Source organism: Microbacterium sp. C448, from assembly GCF_000582705.2.
Classification (GTDB): domain Bacteria; phylum Actinomycetota; class Actinomycetes; order Actinomycetales; family Microbacteriaceae; genus Microbacterium; species Microbacterium lacus_A.
Genome location: NZ_HG779783.1, coordinates 6,446 through 21,295, shown reverse-complemented (window position 1 = coordinate 21,295; position 14,850 = coordinate 6,446). Strand labels below are relative to the sequence as shown.

At 67.7% G+C, this 14,850-nt stretch carries 16 protein-coding genes and 1 pseudogene (1 of these 17 running past the window's edge); 9 read left to right on the top strand and 8 right to left on the bottom strand.

Features of this window, described 5'->3' with window-relative positions; translation table 11 throughout:
• Positions 1 to 80: 80 nt before the first annotated feature.
• Entirely contained in the window at positions 81 to 1,076 is a 996-nt protein-coding gene (locus MIC448_RS13910) for a lytic transglycosylase domain-containing protein (protein ID WP_199484458.1), read from the bottom strand.
• 223 nt (positions 1,077 to 1,299) lie between these two features.
• The gene (locus MIC448_RS13905; RefSeq protein ID WP_051513967.1) at positions 1,300 to 2,622 is read right to left on the bottom strand and encodes a hypothetical protein; all 1,323 of its coding nucleotides are present in this window, start codon (positions 2,620 to 2,622) and stop codon (positions 1,300 to 1,302) included.
• Positions 2,623 to 2,850: 228 nt separating this feature from the next.
• Between MIC448_RS13905 and MIC448_RS13900 the strand changes: the two genes are divergently transcribed.
• A complete protein-coding gene (locus MIC448_RS13900; protein WP_051513970.1) occupies positions 2,851 to 3,522 on the top strand; it encodes a CoA pyrophosphatase in 672 nt (223 codons plus the stop codon).
• On the opposite strand, the gene MIC448_RS13895 is transcribed toward MIC448_RS13900, so the two are convergent.
• Both MIC448_RS13895 and MIC448_RS13890 read right to left on the bottom strand, forming a co-directional pair.
• Entirely contained in the window at positions 3,517 to 4,002 is a 486-nt protein-coding gene (locus MIC448_RS13895; protein ID WP_036300946.1) for an SRPBCC family protein, read from the bottom strand. The genes MIC448_RS13900 and MIC448_RS13895 overlap by 6 nt on opposite strands.
• Positions 4,003 to 4,044: 42 nt before the next feature.
• On the bottom strand, positions 4,045 to 4,422 hold the full coding sequence (locus tag MIC448_RS13890) for a DUF3054 domain-containing protein (RefSeq protein WP_036300943.1): 378 nt from the start codon (positions 4,420 to 4,422) through the stop codon (positions 4,045 to 4,047).
• Between the two features lie 90 nt (positions 4,423 to 4,512).
• Here MIC448_RS13890 and MIC448_RS13885 point away from each other — a divergent pair, with 90 nt between their 5' ends.
• From MIC448_RS13885 to MIC448_RS13860, 6 genes are all read left to right on the top strand, one after another.
• Positions 4,513 to 5,472, top strand: a complete 960-nt coding sequence (locus MIC448_RS13885; protein WP_243420040.1) for an NAD-dependent epimerase/dehydratase family protein — start codon at positions 4,513 to 4,515, stop codon at positions 5,470 to 5,472.
• A 150-nt stretch (positions 5,473 to 5,622) separates the two neighbouring features.
• Positions 5,623 to 6,519: an SDR family oxidoreductase gene (locus MIC448_RS13880; RefSeq protein ID WP_036300940.1), complete on the top strand. Its 897-nt coding sequence runs from the start codon at positions 5,623 to 5,625 to the stop codon at positions 6,517 to 6,519.
• A gap of 178 nt (positions 6,520 to 6,697) precedes the next feature.
• Positions 6,698 to 7,261: an NYN domain-containing protein gene (locus MIC448_RS13875; RefSeq protein WP_036300938.1), complete on the top strand. Its 564-nt coding sequence runs from the start codon at positions 6,698 to 6,700 to the stop codon at positions 7,259 to 7,261.
• A gap of 77 nt (positions 7,262 to 7,338) precedes the next feature.
• Positions 7,339 to 7,767 (top strand): DUF6325 family protein, encoded by a 429-nt coding sequence (locus MIC448_RS13870; RefSeq protein ID WP_036300936.1) that lies wholly within the window; start codon positions 7,339 to 7,341, stop codon positions 7,765 to 7,767.
• A 92-nt stretch (positions 7,768 to 7,859) separates the two neighbouring features.
• Entirely contained in the window at positions 7,860 to 8,213 is a 354-nt protein-coding gene (locus MIC448_RS13865) for an SHOCT domain-containing protein (protein WP_306342173.1), read from the top strand.
• 88 nt (positions 8,214 to 8,301) lie between these two features.
• Positions 8,302 to 9,003: a DUF2510 domain-containing protein gene (locus MIC448_RS13860; RefSeq protein WP_036300933.1), complete on the top strand. Its 702-nt coding sequence runs from the start codon at positions 8,302 to 8,304 to the stop codon at positions 9,001 to 9,003.
• A gap of 6 nt (positions 9,004 to 9,009) precedes the next feature.
• Here MIC448_RS13860 and MIC448_RS13855 read toward each other — a convergent pair whose 3' ends face one another.
• Genes MIC448_RS13855 through MIC448_RS13845 form a run of 3 tightly spaced genes read right to left on the bottom strand, consistent with a single transcriptional unit; the run spans position 9,010 to position 11,507 of the window.
• Positions 9,010 to 9,786: an alpha/beta fold hydrolase gene (locus MIC448_RS13855; RefSeq protein WP_051513965.1), complete on the bottom strand. Its 777-nt coding sequence runs from the start codon at positions 9,784 to 9,786 to the stop codon at positions 9,010 to 9,012.
• 9 nt (positions 9,787 to 9,795) lie between these two features.
• Positions 9,796 to 10,962 carry a DUF4349 domain-containing protein gene (locus MIC448_RS13850; RefSeq protein ID WP_081766429.1) on the bottom strand — a complete coding sequence of 389 codons (1,167 nt, stop codon included), beginning with the start codon at positions 10,960 to 10,962 and terminating at the stop codon, positions 9,796 to 9,798.
• Positions 10,959 to 11,507, bottom strand: a complete 549-nt coding sequence (locus tag MIC448_RS13845; RefSeq protein WP_036300931.1) for an RNA polymerase sigma factor — start codon at positions 11,505 to 11,507, stop codon at positions 10,959 to 10,961. Before MIC448_RS13845 ends, MIC448_RS13850 begins: the two co-directional genes overlap by 4 nt.
• Positions 11,508 to 11,811: 304 nt before the next feature.
• On the opposite strand from MIC448_RS13845, the gene MIC448_RS13840 reads away from it, so the two are divergent.
• Complete coding sequence (locus MIC448_RS13840) at positions 11,812 to 12,900, top strand: TerC family protein (RefSeq protein ID WP_036300927.1); 1,089 nt, start codon at positions 11,812 to 11,814, stop codon at positions 12,898 to 12,900.
• 141 nt (positions 12,901 to 13,041) lie between these two features.
• Here the strand turns inward: MIC448_RS13840 and MIC448_RS13835 are convergent, their stop codons facing one another.
• Positions 13,042 to 13,935, bottom strand: a complete 894-nt coding sequence (locus MIC448_RS13835) for a hypothetical protein (RefSeq protein ID WP_036300902.1) — start codon at positions 13,933 to 13,935, stop codon at positions 13,042 to 13,044.
• Positions 13,936 to 14,373: 438 nt separating this feature from the next.
• On the opposite strand from MIC448_RS13835, the pseudogene leuC reads away from it, so the two are divergent.
• A pseudogene (gene leuC, locus MIC448_RS13830) lies at positions 14,374 to 14,850 on the top strand (3-isopropylmalate dehydratase large subunit) (it continues 995 nt past the right edge of the window).

Here is a 14,850-nt window from a genome sequence, read left to right as displayed (position 1 = left end):
CAGTGCGGCGCCGCTGGACGGGAGGTCAGAGCCGCGCCGCTAGACGGGTGGGGTCAGCGCCGCGCGAGGGTTGCGGCTGATCAGTACCAGCCGACCGACTGCGAGTGCGACCAGGCGCCACACGGGGTGCCGTAGCGACCCGAGATGTAGCCCAGTCCCCACGAGATCTGCGTCGCCGGGTTGGTCTGCCAGTCGGCACCGGCCGAGGCCATCTTGCTACCGGGAAGCGCCTGCGGGATGCCGGTCGCACCGCTCGACTTGTTGTATGCCAGGTAGTTCCAGCCGGACTCCTTGTTCCAGAGCGAAACAAGGCAGGAGAACTGGTCGTCGCCCCATCCACGCGCGGCAACCATGCCCCTGGCAGTGGCCTGGGCCTCGGCGGCGCTCGTTCCGCTCGCTGCCAGATTCGCGGATCCACCCGACGTCGAACGCGCGGCGGTCTGCTTCGCGGCGGCGGCTTCAGCGGCAGCCTTTTCGGCTGCCACACGGGCGGCCTCGGCGGCCGCCGCTTCTTCGGCGGCCTTCTTCGCAACAGCGGCCTCGAGGCTGCCACGCAAGCCCGCGACACGCTCGTTGACGGGTGCGACGAGTTCGCTCACATCAGAGATCAGACCCAGCACGAGCGGGGCGGGCAGCAAGTCGGCGCCATCGAGGCGGTCGGCGGCCTTCTCGAGAGCCGCGGTGTCGACGCTCGTGTCCGGCTCACCGACATCCAGGCCGGACGCCTGAATATCCGACGTCACCGTGGCAGCCGCCGCAACCGAGGCATCCGCAGCGGCAAGAGCTTCGCGCATGTCGGAGGAACCCTCATCCGTGCCCGTCTCCGTGAGGATGGGCGTGGCCGCAACGGACGTCGTGAATGAAGCAAGCGTCATCGTCAACGCCGAGTCGGCCCGATCGGAGACAGACGAAGCCTCCGCCTGCACCGCGGGGACGGTCGAGAAAGCGAGAGCCCCGACGAGGGCGACAGCAAGTCCCGTCGTGAGAATGGCGGGGCGGCGGCGGGCTCTGCGGGCGCTTTGCTCGGCGAGTCGGCGGGTGCGGCGGGCGGGCAAAGAAGACGAGGCAGAGCGCATGAAGACCAGTTCCGTATCGGTGAGCTGCACCCTCGGGCGGGCGCGTCGTATCCGCACCTGCGGACACAAAGCAACGACTCTGGCACACCCCACCTGGACGCTTCCGGTACGTTTCCTGGACGCCCGGTGAGAACGGGCGCTCGAAAAAGGCCAGGTGGGAGGCTCTGGGCGCTGTCTGTGTGGCGGCCGCGAGCCGGTCCCTGAGCAGCGATCGGCTACTCGATCACAAACTAGGGAAAGCCTCGAACGTCGTGCCCTCGGGGAACTCCTCGAAGAACGTCGCCTCGAACGGTACGGGGGTACCGTCGCTCGGCAACAGGTCGACGTAGGTGTACTCAGCTTCGATGATCGCCCCGCCGGCCGAACGCACCAGGACGACGACGCTGACGAATTCCATATCGCTCTCGAAGTCGCCGCTGACCGTGCCGGTGACGGTCGTCGACGAACCGTCGGATGCCGAAGCCAGGTCGCTCACGACGAACGAACCCGTCTCGTCGAACGGTGCCTCGTACACCTCGGCCTCGTCGAGGCCGACAACGCCCAACTCGGTGATCTCACCCGCCCCGATGGCGGTGAACAGTCCGGCGACGGCCACCTGTCCGCTCAGAATCGTCGGGTATTCGCTGACGCTCTCGAGGACGGTTCCGTCGGCGGCCAGCGCCTCGATGTCAAGGTAGGTGTCGAAGACATAGTCCGCGTTCGGGTTCTCGATCACGACCGCGTACCACCAGGTTTCGGGGTCGTACGATGTGCGGCCGAACGCGGATTCCACGATGACGAGTTCTTCAGCCACAGTCGCAGGGTCGCCGGCAGGGTCGTCATCAACAGGCGGTTCGGTGACCCCGATACCCGGGCCCGGGTCAATCGCTTCGGTCGTTGCATCCGCCAAGATCGCGAATGACGCAATCGACACGACGACGGAGACGATCCATCCGACGACCGAGATGACGAGGGCCGCGATGCTGAGTCCCTTCGCTCCCTGCGTCTTGTTGATGAGCGCGATGAGTGCAACGACGAAGCCCGCAAGCAGAACGAAACCCGAGAACCAGGTTACGAAGGGCACGAACGCCATGACCAGACCTATCAGCGACAGGACGAGCCCGATGATCGCGAGCGTCTTCGGCCGCAAGCCCGGCGGGGGAGCGGCGCCGGCAACGGGAGGTGGCAGGTAGCCGCCTCCGTAAGCGGCCGCGGGCGGCGCCCCGGGGTAGGGCTGCACGAGTGGCGCCCCGACGGGAGCCGCTTCTGTTGATGTGGCGCCCGGATAGCCCGGCGTTGCGCCTGGATAGCCCGGTGCTGCGCCCGGATACCCACTGCCGGGAATGGCGCCGGGAAACGCGCCGGCCGGATAGGGCGCCGTCGCGTAGGGCGGGAGCGGCGGAACGGATGCCGCGGGTGGCGGATCTTGCTCACCGTGCTGCTCGGGCGCCGGTTCCGTTGTTTGCTCGGGTCCAGACGTCTGCTCCGGAGTGGGCTCGGTCACAGGCTCGGTCACAGGCTCCGGCACGGGCTCGCCGATGCCGTTCGGATCGCGGGGATCTGACATGGGGGTCTCCTCGGAAATGGCAGTGGGCGGTCGGTCCGGTTGTCACGCGGAGAAAGCCCCGACTAGCGGATGCTATCGGGCAACGGCTCCCGATGTCCGCGAAGTGACGGGGCTGCGCAACATGATGGGGCTGCGCCAGCGATGCGCTGCGTGGAGAGCGCGACGTACGCTGGGCGGGTGTCCGCACCTTCCACGCCGTCGACGCCGCAGAACGCGCGGTCGCAGCTGATGGCGTTGACAGAGGTCATCGCGGCGGGCCGGTTCGATCCGCAGATCGCCGCCCGCTTCGGGCCGCCGGTCGATGACGCTCGGGCCGCTGCCGTCCTCATCTTGTTCGGTGTGCTCGATTCGCTACCGAGCGATCACCGCGCTCATGCGACTGCTGTGTCACGCGACCTCGATGTTCTGCTCCTGGCCCGCGCGCTCACCCTGCGGGCGCACCCGGGCCAGGTTGCTTTTCCGGGCGGGCGGGTCGACCCGGGCGACGACGGACCGGTCGCGGCGGCCCTTCGTGAGGCTCACGAAGAAACGGGCCTCGACCCGGCGGGGGTGGAGGTGCTCGGGTCGCTCGGCACCATCCCGCTCGCTTTCTCGCGGCATGCCGTGACTCCCGTGCTGGCCTGGTGGAAGCATCCGTCGCCCGTGCGTGCCGTCGATCAGGCCGAGTCGGCGGATGTCTTCCGGGCTCCCGTGGCGGACCTGCTGGACCCCGCGAACCGGGGCACGACGGTCATCCGCCGCGATGGGCAGGAGTGGCGCGGACCCGGATTCCTCGTGCAGCACGCGACCGGAGACCACCTGGTGTGGGGCTTTACGGCGATGTTGCTCGACGGGCTGTTCGACCTGCTGGGCTGGACCGAACCGTGGGACGACTCCCACGAACTGCCGCTCAATCTATGACGAGGACGCCGCAGGCGGGGTCGGCGCCACCGCCGCGACGAGGTGAGCGTTCCGCTGACGGATGAGCCGTCGGAGGTAGGGGACGAGAATCAGCCGCTCGACGAGCGTCCCGAACGCGGGCACGCCGAGGGTGGGGGATTCGACCGTGAGCGTGTCGACCATGACCGTGCGGGTACCCTCCGAGCGAAAAACATGCTCGTGCCGAAACGACCGAAAAGGGCCACGGGTTTGCTCATCGACGAAGCGATGCGGACGATCGAGCGCCGTGATGCGACTCGTCATCGTGAATCGGATGCCGAAGTGTCGGGCACGCCACGTGACCGACTCGCCCAGCCCGATCGTGCCGCTCGTGACACCGGCGACGGCCCGCTCGCCCGAGCTGCGCATGGACTCGAGATGGTGGTCGATGCTAAGCGATGCGTCGAACAGGTCCTCGACGCTCGCGGTGGTTCGGGTCGTCACGGCGAAGCTAGTGGGCACGGTCCGATCCTCGCAGAGCAGAGTGTCGCGAACGAACGGCGGTCAGACGACTCGACGCGCCCGTGCCCGTGTCAGGGCGGACACAACCACGCGCCAGCCGACGAGAAGCACGAGCAGCGTGACCGCAGCGACGATGATGAACGCGAGCGCGGTGCCCTGCCCACTGACGGCGCGGAGCAGCATCCCGCCAATGACCGTGATGCCCCACACACCCAGACCTGTGCGGACGGGCGCGAGCGGCTGGCGCCACGCCAACGTGACGAGCCAGCCCGCGATCAGGGCGACGAGAAATGGCCAGGACGTCTGCAACAGGCCGGATCCACCGGGACCGAGCACCCCCTCGTCGTGACTCGCCCGACCGATCACGGCGAACACGACGACGAGCAGAGCATCGAACGCCAGAACAATGTGACGATTCATGCGAACTCCTGTCGAGTGCGGGACCGGACCTACACAGCATCGCACTCGAAGACGCTGGCCCCGACGGACGACGCATGCCAGGATGGGCATGTGGCCGCTGAGCTGCACCTCGTCATTGGAGCCGGCCCGGTCGGCACTTCGGTCGCGCACCGGCTCGCCCGGGACGCACGCCGCGTTCGTCTGGTCACGCGCTCCGGGTCTGGACCCGAGCATCCGCTCATTCAGCGAGTCGCAGCCGACGCTTCCGATTCGGCCGCACTAGCAGTCCTCGCCAAACGAGCAACCGTCATCTACAACTGCGCGAACCCCGGCTCGTATCCGCAGTGGAAGCGCGTCTGGCCGCCGCTGGCCGCGTCCATTCTGCGGGCCGCGGAGTCGTCCGGTGCGGTGCTGGTCACCCTCGGAAACCTCTACGGCTACGGCCCCGTGACCGTGCCGATGACCCGCGACATGCCGCTCAGACCCACAGACCCCAAAGGTGCTCTGCGCGCACGGATGTGGGAAGAGGCTCTCGCGTCTCACGAAGCCGGTCGGGTTCGGGCTACCGAGGCCCGCGCGTCGGACTACATCGGCCCCACCGCCCCCGCCCGCAGCTCGGTGCTCGCCTTCTATGCGAACGCGACCCTCGCCGACCGCATGGCGTGGGTCTTCGCCGATCCTGACCAGCCGCACTCGTGGACGGCGGTCAACGACATCGCGGCGACTCTCATCACACTCGGCACGGACCGCCGCGCGTGGGGCTCTCCCTGGCTCGTACCGTCGAGCGCCCCGGTTTCGACGCGGGAGGTTTTGAGTCAACTCGCCCGCATCGCCGGTGCCGGAGAACCGCGATTGCGACGCATCCCGCGCGGCCTGCTGCACACCGCGGGGTTCTTCGTCCCGACGATGCGTGAACTCCGGGGCGTTCTGTACCAGTTCGATGCGCCCTTCGCCGTGGACGCGAGCGCGACGACCGACACCTTGGGCCTCACCGCGTCGCCGTGGCGCAAAGTGCTGGCCCGAACCGCTCCGATCTGGCGCGAGCGCGCGCTTGTCTCCCGCACCGCCTAACGCGCTCCGTTAGCGGCGCGGGGCGGGTTTCGCAACCCCAGAACGGATGCGCCCGAGCATCCGTACCGTGGCTGACGCCGGACACAACCGGTCGTCAGCGGAAACTTTGTTCCGCGGACCCATCGACGCAATCGAGACGACGGAGAACCCATGTCACGAGACCAGTACACCCTGACCGATCCCGCCAAGCTGTACGCAGACATCGAGCCCGAGAAGCAGAAGATGTCGGAGCCCGGGCTGGATGCCGAGCTGAACGACAAGGCCGACCTCGGCGAAGAGACCTACCGAGGTACCGGCCGCCTCACCGGGCGAAAGGCCCTCATCACCGGCGCGGACTCGGGTATCGGAGCGGCCACCGCGATCGCATTCGCGCGCGAGGGAGCGGATGTCGCGATGTCGTACCTGCCGGAGGAGAAGGAAGATGCCGATCGCATCGCCGGAATCCTCACCGAGGCCGGCGCGAACGTCGTGCAGTTGCCCGGCGACCTTCGTGACCCGGCCTACTGCCGCGATCTCGTCGCGCAGTCGGTGGAGAAGCTCGGGGGCCTCGACATCCTCGTGAACAACGGCGGCAAGCAGGTCGCCGTCGAGGACCTCGCTGACGTGACCGACGAGCAGTTCGACGACACTTTCAAGACCAACGTCTACGCGATGTTCTGGATCACGAAGGCGGCGCTGCCGCACCTCAAGCCGGGTGCGACAATCATCAACACGACGTCGATCCAGGCATACAGCCCGTCCGAGACACTCGTCGACTACGCCTCGACGAAGGCGACGATCAACAACTTCACGAAGGGGCTGTCGCAGCAGCTCGCTCCGAAAGGGATCCGCGTGAATGCGGTGGCGCCGGGTCCGATCTGGACGCCGCTGCAGCCGAGCGGCGGCCAGCCGCAGGATGCGCTCCCGACCTTCGGGGAGCAGACGCCGCTCGGACGCATGGGCCAGCCGGCCGAGCTCGCACCCGCATACGTTTTCCTCGCGTCGGCCGAATCGAGCTACGTCATCGGCGAGACGCTCAACGTGAACGGCGGCATGCCGACGCCGTAGGCGCCGGGCCGAGCGATCGACTCGCACAGCACAGAACGGTCGCGACACGCCGCCCGCCTTCGGGATATGCGGAGTGTCGCGACCGTTCGTGCGTCGGATGCACCGGCCGAACCTGGTGCGCACACCTAGGATCAGGGCGGGCGCCTGCGTCCGAATTCGAGCGGACCGAGGAGCCACCGTGAATGAGAACGACGCTCGCACCACCTGGGTGCTCGTCGATGGCGAGAACATCGACGCGACGCTCGGTGGTTCGATCCTCGGACGCCGTCCGCAGCCGGACGAGCGCCCCCGCTGGGACCGGCTCCTCGACTTTGCGGAGCGCCAGTGGGCACAGTCGGCTCGCGGGGTGTTCTTCCTGAATGCCTCAATGGGTATCCCGATGCCCTTCGTCCAGGCGCTGAAGGCCATGGATTACATCGTCGTGCCGCTGTCGGGTTCACCCGACGAGAAAGTCGTCGACATCGCCATCCAGCGCACTTTGCAGGCGCTGCTCGCTCGCCCCGAAGACGTCATGCTCGTCAGCCACGACGGGGACTTCCTGCACGACCTCGGGGCTTTGCTCGCGGCCGATCGCCGGGTCGGTGTCGCCGCGTTCTCGGAGTTCCGCAACGCCGGCTTCGGCACCCTGGCCGGGCTCGAGAAGTTCGATCTCGAATACGACGCACACGTCTTCGATGCGCCGCTCCCGCGCATCCGGGTCATCCCGATCGACGAATTCGACCCGAGCGACTTCTTGCGCTGAGCGCACGCAAAGCCGGGTGGCGGCATGTGCTGGCGGGGTGTCAGGATGAGCAGCACACCTATCCGGAAGGCGCTGCCATGGTCGCGTTCGCATACGGTCCCGTCGAGTTGTACCTCGTCGGTCTGGAGAATGAGCGTCCTGCGCCCGCGGTCGTCGATGCGCTCGCGGAGGTCCTCGACGCGGGGCTCGTACGCTTGCTCGACCTGGTACTGATCTCGCGCGACGAGGACGGCAACCTCACGGTTGTCGAGATCGAAGACGAGGCCGACGAGTACGGATTCGAGGGCGTCGAGCTGGCCGTGGTCGGCATCGTCGGTGACGAAGACATCGCGGAGCTCTCCGAACTGGTCGAGCCAGGAACATCTGCGGTTCTGGTTGCGCTCGAGCTCGCGTGGGCTCGGCGGCTCTCCGAGAAGCTCGCTGCCTCGGGCGGGCAGCTGCTGAGCGTCGAGCGGATTCCCGCTCCGGTCGTCAACGCGCTGATCGATTCCATCGACGAGGAGTGACGACCAACACGGCGTGTTCACCCGACCGCGCCGCTTGAGACAGGCGTCGACCGGGCGACTGGAACGGCCGACATCACGAACGGATGCTTCACATGAGAAGAATGGGACGCCCCGGGTTGCTGGGGCTCGCCGCCCGCACCGCCGTCGTCGCGGGCACGGCATCGGCCGTCAGCGGCGCGATGTCCGGACGCCAGCAGCGCCGCGCCCAGGATCAGTACGAGCAGGATCAATACCGAGCAGCGCAACAGCAGGCACAGATCGACACGGCCGCGCAGGCTGCCGCCGCCCATGCCGCAGCTCAGGCGCCCGCCGCGCCGGCACCCGCATCGAATCCCGCTCCCGCCTTCGACCTCGTCGGCGAGCTGCAGAAACTGGCCGCGCTGAAGGATGCCGGCGTCCTGAGCGACGCCGAGTCCCAGGCCGCGAAGGCCAAACTCCTCGCCTGACGCCTGGGTAAACTCATCGGTTCCCGCGCTCGATGCGCCCCGGCGTGCCCGCGGACCACGAACTCGACACGAACGACGAGAGGCGACGATGTCTGACACGACACCCACGAACGTTCCCGCAGGCTGGTACCCCGACCCGACGGATGCGTCGTGGCAGCGGTGGTGGGACGGCTCTCGGTGGACCGAGCACGCGGTGCCCGCGGCATCCGCCGCCGTTGTGCACAACGCCGGCACCGCTCAAGCGCCCGCGTACGCGCAGGCCCCCGCGGCGCCGAGCGCGCCGTTGCGCACCGACATCCAGACCAACACGGTCTGGATCTGGCTCGTCGTGCTGCTCCCGCTCGTGACGCTGCCGATGATCTTCCTGATCGACTGGCGCGGATACCTCGAGTCGAGCATCGACATGTCGATGACCGACACCGCGAACCTGATGCTGCCGTCGGTCGGCGTAACCCTCGCGTCGCTGGTGCTCAGCGTCGTCGGATATGTCGTGGTGGGCCTCGGCATTCTTTTCGCGTGGCTCGACTGGCGCGAATTGAAGCGCCGCGGCATTCAGAAGCCGTTTCACTGGGCCTGGGCGTTCTTGGCCTTGGTCATCACGAACGGTGTCTACGTGATCGGGCGCGGAGTCATCCTGCGTCGTCAGACGGGCAAGGGTCTCGGCCCGGTCTGGGTGTGGATCGCGGTCACGCTGCTCAGCATCATCGTCGGCCTGGTCTTCGCGGGCATCCTCGTGTCCGAGGTCTTCGACCTGATCTTCGAACAGACCGGCGACATGCAGTTCTCGTAGCGCCGACTACTCGCCCCGCGCGTGCCCGATGATCAGTCGCGCCGCGGGATCGGGGTTCGTGATCATCGCTTCGTGGCCGCGTTCGGGGATTTCCCGCATCCCGGCGTGGGGGAGAAGCTCGGTGACGTGCGCGACCCACTCGAGGGGGCACACGCGGTCGTCCGCGCCACGCAGCACGAGCGCTTCGGCCTGCACCTCGGGCAGCGTCTCTTCGATGTGGTGGTCGAGCATCACGCGCAGTTTCCGCAGAAACCAACGCGGACCCGTCTTGACGTAGTGCACGGCGCCGATCCAGATCACGCGCGGGTTCTCATCGACCAGGTCCTGAACCATCCGCCACGCCTGCTTCCGCACGCTCCGCTCGGCGGCGTTCACCGTCGGTGCGATCAGCACGATGCGATCGGATACTTCCGGATGGCGTGCCACTGCCTCGACGACGACCTGTGTTCCCATCGAGTGACCGACGAGCACGGGATCGTCGATGCCCAGTTGCTTCACGAAGTCGACGATCAGATCACCCGACTCCGCCATCGAGCGCGGACTCGACGGCTCGGGGGACTCGCCGAAGCCGGGCAGGTCGAGCGCGAGCACGCGCCCCGCGGTGCCGAGCTCACCCGCGAGCGCCCGGAACACGCTGTGCCCCATGCCGATCCCGTGCACCAGAACCAAGGTCGGGCCTCCGCGCACACCGGTGTCTTCGTAGACGACATCCTGGTCACCGATACGCACCGTCCGGTCACGTGGTTCGGCATCGCTGCTCGGCGCGGGGTGGCTCTTCGGCACCCCGTGAGCCTAGTCGCGACTCGCGGGTCCGCCTTCGCCGTCTCGACCGGTCGAAGACGTAACGGTCTCGCGTGAGCGCAACTCCGCCCGCCTCATCCGCCCCCGCCGGATCGCTCGGCGGATAGCCCAGGCGATCACGCCCGCAACAGCGATGACGACGATCCAGGGCAACAGGAAGCCCAGTCCGATCACGATGCCGTTGAGCGTCGCGATCAACCCGTTCCATCCCGCGACCAGTCCGTCGCCGAAGCCGGCGGGGTCGGCCTCGACGGTCTCTTGCGCGAGCGTCAGATCGACGCTCAGACTCGACATCGCGACCTGGCCCTCGAGCATCTCGAGCTGTTGCTGCAGGGACTCCAGGGTCGCCTGCCGTTCGGCGAGCGCCGACTCGGCCGCGATCAGGTCGGCGACCGACCCGCTCTGCGACATCAGCTCGGTCAGACGGGCGACGGATGTCTCGGCCGACGTGATCCGGGCACGCAGGTCCACCGCCTGCTCGGTCACGTCTTGCCGCGAGATGTTCGACGCCGTCACCTCGCCGAGCGAGCCGAGTTCGTCGATCATCGAGGTCAGCTGGTCGGCGGGCACCCGCACCTGAACCCACGCCCCGTTGGGAGCCGCGGGCATCGTCGTCATGCCGTCGATATCCATCACCAAGCCGTTGGTGCCCACGTTGAGGCTCTCGACGTATCCGCCGCGTGCCTCCGCAGCATCCGCCACGGCCGCCGCCGAGGCGTCGATGTCGTCGACCCGCAGGCTGAGCGACCCCGACGCGATCAGTTCACGATCGCCGGATGCATCGGACTCGGCCGTTGCATCGCTTCCTGCGATCGCGCCGCCCTCGATCACACTGCCGTCTGCGCGCGCGCCGTCCACGGACTCGGGGATGACGGCCATGTCGCCGTCCTGCACCTGGCCGATCGCCGGCTGACCGGCCTCGTTCGAGGCGCCCGAGAATCCACCGAACCCGCCTGCGAGTGATGGGCCGACAATCGCGGCGACCACGACGACGGCGGCGGCAGCTCCGACGCCGGCCCACACCCGCCCACGCCGCGCACTCCGTCGTCGCCGGTCCGCACCGATCTCGGCGAAGACCCCCGTCTCGATCCGGGTGATCGTCTCGTCCGTCACTTCGGGCAGCGCGTCGGCGTGCGAAGCATCCTGTGTCGTGTTCATGTCGTCTCTCCGATGGCCGTCCGCATACGCGTGCGGATTCGCGAGAGACGATTGCGGACCACGCCGTGCGGTACACCGAGTTCGTCGGCCGCCGCCTGGTAGGCATACCCGCCCGAGGCGCACAGCACGAAGATCTCGCGATCGAGCGGCGACAAACCCTCGACCTCACGCAGGATGCGCTCGGCCACCTCGGCGTCGATGATCTGCTGCTCGACATTTATCGTGTCGGGCAGGTTTTCGTCGGCCACGGCGCCCGTGTGCTCACGGTCGCGCCTCCGGGCACGCATCCGATTCGCCGCCTGGAAGCGGCAGATCGTGCTGAGCCACGGCAGCAGTGAATCGCTTGCCAGCTCGAGCGACGGCAGCTTCCTCCACGCCACCACGAACGTCTCTTGCGTGACGTCCTCGGCGTCGGAGGTGTCCTGCAGCAGCCGATGCGCGATCCAGTACACGGGCTTCACATAGGCCGCGTAGAGGGCACGAAACGCGTGCTCACTGCCCGCGGCGGCCTGCGCCACCAGCATCCTGTCGCTCACGTCCACCATCCCGCCAGTCGGCAACGCCCCACGGCGTCTTGGGCGCGCCGCCCACTGCGGTGGCGCGGCTGTCGCTCATTGTCTCTCACCCTGCAAGTGTCGACATCGGGCCGATCGTCTCAGATCTGGCCGATCGTCTCAGATGCGCTGCCGCGCAGTATGCTTGCCGACGCGAGAGGGAGTATCCCGACAGCGCACATCCGTCATCACGGGTCCCGACGACGCGGCCCCGGGTGTGCGCCGCCCGGCACGATCCGGACGAGGGAGAGACTTTCGTCTTCGAACGACCCTCCCTCTTCTTCGAAAGGCCCTCATGGACCTGGAACTTCCCCTGTGGTTCGAGATCGGCTCGCTCGTCGTGCTGACGCTGATCTTGGCCGCCGACCTGCTGCTGATCCTCAAGCGCCCGCACATCCCCTCGACGCGGGAGTCGACGCTTTGGGTCGTCTTCTACGTCACCCTCGCGCTGATCTTCGCGGGATTGATGTGGATCTTCGCGGGCGGTGAGTTCGCGGGGCAGTTCGTGGCCGGATGGCTGACGGAGTACAGCCTCTCGATCGACAACCTGTTCGTGTTCGTGCTGATCATGAGCCAGTTCGCGGTTCCGCGCCGGTATCAGCAGGAGGTGCTGATGGTGGGCATCATCATCGCGCTCGTGCTGCGCGGCGCGTTCATCCTCGTCGGCGCCGCGGTGATCGAGAACTTCAGCCCGATCTTCTACATCTTCGGCGCGTTCCTGGTGTGGACCGCGATTCGCCAGGCGTTCCCCGGCGACCACGATGAAGAGGTCAAGCGCGAGAACTTCATCGTGCGGATGCTCCGCCGCACCATCGACATCAGCGACGAGTACGACGGCAAAAAGATCCGAACCGTGGTGAACGGCAAGAAGATCTGGACGCCCATGATCATCGTGTTCGCGGCGATCGGTGTGACGGACCTGCTGTTCGCGATCGACTCGATCCCGGCGATCTTCGGCATCACGACGAGCCCCTTCATCGTGTTCACCGCCAACATCTTCGCCCTGATGGGCCTGCGCCAGCTGTATTTCCTGCTCGGCGACCTGCTCGATCGCCTGCGGTACCTGCACTACGGCATCGCATTCATCCTGGCGTTCATCGGCGTGAAGCTCGTGCTGCACGCCATGCACGTGAACGAACTGCCGTTCATCAACGGCGGTGAGCACATCGAGTGGGCTCCCGAGATCTCGACGTGGACGTCGCTCGGTGTGATCGTGGCGTCTATGGTCGTCGCGACGGTCGCGAGCCTGGTCGCCTCTGCGCGAGACCGTCGCGTCGCCGAGGCCAGCCTCGCGGCAACGCCGGAGGCGGCCGCTGCCGTCGTCGCGGATGAGAAGGGCACGCCGCCGACGGTCGAGCAGCCCCCGGCCCCCGACGCCCGCTGAGAACCCCATGGCGGCGGTCGTGCGCCCGGGGTCGCCAGCCCGAAACACCGAGAGGACGCAACATGCCGTGCGTGCGTCACGCCCCACGGCATGTTGCGTCCTCTCGGGAAGGTAGAGACGAGGCGCGCGCGCACCGCGCCACTACTCGGGCCATCCGCGCGAACGAAGCGCTCGTGCCGCTCTTGCGGCAAGGTCGCCGTCGGTCATTGTCTTCGAGGCCCGGATGACGAGCCAACCGGCCTCGGCAAGGTCGTTGTAGCGTTCGAGATCGTGTGCCCATTGCCACGGATCGGCGCGGTGCTGGTCGCCCTCGTACTCGATGAGAACGCGCCACCGTCGATACAAGAGATCGCCGTGAACCGTCCGACGGCGCAGGACGATTTCGGCGTTCAGCTCAGGTTCCGGAAGCCCCGCGCGGACGAGGGCCAGCCGCGCGCGTGTCTCGCGCGGCGAGCGCGAGCCTGGCCGCACCAGTTCGAAGGCGCGCACGAGCGTTCGGTATCCGCGTAGACCCACGCTCGCGCCCACCGCCTCGGACATCGCCGCATGAGTGGTCAGTGAGCGAGGTTGCCCGATCAGGCGATCACCGGCTTCGACGAGTTCATCCACGCTCAGTTGCGACGCCAAGTCCGTCCATGTCCGCAGCGCTGATGTCACCCGAAGGCCGCCCGAGACGCGCTCGACGAGCGTTTCGCGGCGGGTGGCGTATCCGGCGACTCGGATGCCGCGGGGCGCGCGACCGTCGACGGCCGTGACGTGCACTCGTGTGTCGTGCGACAACCGGGCGGGCAGGGGGATACCGAGCAGGCGAGCGGCAGTGACATGCGAGAAGACATGGTTGGCAGGCATCCGTGTCGCGTACGCGATGCAGTCGGAGTACCCACCCGCTTGCTGTGCGGGTCGACGCACGCCGTGGAACGGGGCCGCGAGATCCGTGCGGCGCAGCCGGTCGGCCAGGATTCCGCGCCCGACCGCATCGGCGACGGCAAAGGCGCGGTCGCGAAGCTCTGGGGGAAGTTCACGTGGCTGAGGCATCAGCGCATCATCGTCACGGGAGTGTGGCCCCGCGTGTCCTCCGGCCCATTTCAGTGAGGCCGGACTCGACGGGGCACCGGGGGAGGAGCGGCCATCTGTGCACCGAGAGGACGCAACATGCCGTAGGCGGAGGACACCGCACGGCATGTTGCGTCCACTCGCGCCATCCCGAGGCGTGCTGACGCGCCGCCCCGGCGCCGGCGCGCGCTGCCCGGCGACGGCGGGGGAGCGCCGCGCGGTGGTAGCCTGGCCGGATGCTGATCGCTCGCCTTCTCCTTAGTGGCCGCGACGAGTCCTAGTCCCAGGCCTCACTCGTCGCGGAGTCTGTCGCGGGCTTGATCACCCTCACAGGAGAGAACGACTGATATGAGCACCCCCGAATCCACGTTCACCGCGTCCAGCACAGCGGAACCATCCGCCGCGCAGATCGCGGCCCGCATGCCGGATGCCCCGCGCACCCTGGCCGAGAAGGTCTGGGACGACCATCTCGTCGTCAAGGGCGAGAACGGCGAGCCGGACCTGATCTACATCGACCTGCACCTGGTGCACGAGGTCACGAGCCCGCAGGCCTTCGACGGCCTACGCGCCGAGGGTCGGCCGCTGCGCCGCCTCGACCTGACGATCGCGACCGAGGATCACAACACCCCGACCCTCGAGATCGACAAGCCGATCGCCGACCTGACCAGCCGCACGCAGATCGACACCCTGCGCCGCAACGCCGAGGAGTTCGGCGTGCGCCTGCATTCGCTGGGTGACAAGGAGCAGGGCATCGTGCACGTCGTTGGACCCCAGCTGGGCCTGACGATGCCGGGCATCACGGTCGTCTGCGGCGACTCGCACACGAGCACCCACGGCGCGTTCGGCGCGATGGCGTTCGGCATCGGCACCAGCGAGGTCGAGCACGTCATGGCGACC